Origin of the sequence: Paraburkholderia sp. RCC_158, assembly GCF_041355255.1 — a bacterium.
GTDB classification, from domain to species: Bacteria; Pseudomonadota; Gammaproteobacteria; order Burkholderiales; family Burkholderiaceae; genus Paraburkholderia; species Paraburkholderia graminis.
This window is the reverse complement of the sequence record NZ_JBFUPM010000085.1, coordinates 1-792: the sequence shown is the minus strand read 5'-3', so window position 1 is coordinate 792 and position 792 is coordinate 1. Positions and strand designations below refer to the sequence as shown.

1 pseudogene is annotated in these 792 nt (G+C 61.2%); it reads right to left on the bottom strand.

The features are described from left to right. Positions 1–698: pseudogene (locus AB6809_RS36250) on the bottom strand (transposase); the annotation flags it as partial. Between the last annotated feature and the right edge of the window lie 94 nt (positions 699–792).

The following is a 792-nucleotide window of genomic DNA, read 5'->3' as shown; positions in this document are numbered from 1 at the left end:
GCTCTTCGCCACTGCGACCTTGCCATCGTGCCGACGCTGCGGCCGTGGTGGAACGGGCCTGCGTTGTAGCAGCAAGCCGTGAACGCGCATGACCCGATACACGCGTTTGGCGTTCACGGGAGTGATGCCTCGGCCCTCCCGCTGACGACGCAACATGCCCCAGACGCGGCGATAGCCGTAACTCGGCAGGTCAGTGACGGTCAGCCGAATCTCTTCGGCCAGCCCGGCATCGTCCGTCTTCCTGGCGCTGCGTCCATCCTGCCAGTCGGCTGGACGTGCAAGCCTTGCCGCCACGTTTGAGCGCGCTACACCGAGAACGTCGCAGACCTGCTTCACTGCTCGTCCCCCGGCAATGAGGGCGAGCGCGCAATCCATTTTCGCGACTTCGCTACCTCCACCGCCTCACGCAGAACCTCGTTCTCCATGGTCTTTTTTCCGAGCAGTCGCTGAAGTTCCCTGATTTGCTTCAGCGCATCGCTCAGTTCCGACGCCGGCACTACTTCTTCGCCGGCACTGACTGCCGACAGGCTGCCATCCTGATACAGCTTGCGCCAATGAAACAGCTGGTTCGGATTGACGCCGTGCTGGCGTGCAACCATCGAGACCGACTTGCCCGGCTCGAAACTCTCTCGCACCATCGTCAGCTTCTCTTCCGCTGACCACCGCCGCCGGCGCTCCGGCCCCGTCAACACTTCCATCACTTCTTGCTTGTTGTTAGTCAAAAACACAGTCGTATGCCTACCCGCTATTTTAAGTGGGAGACCGTGTCCGGTGATTCAAGGGGCTACTCCA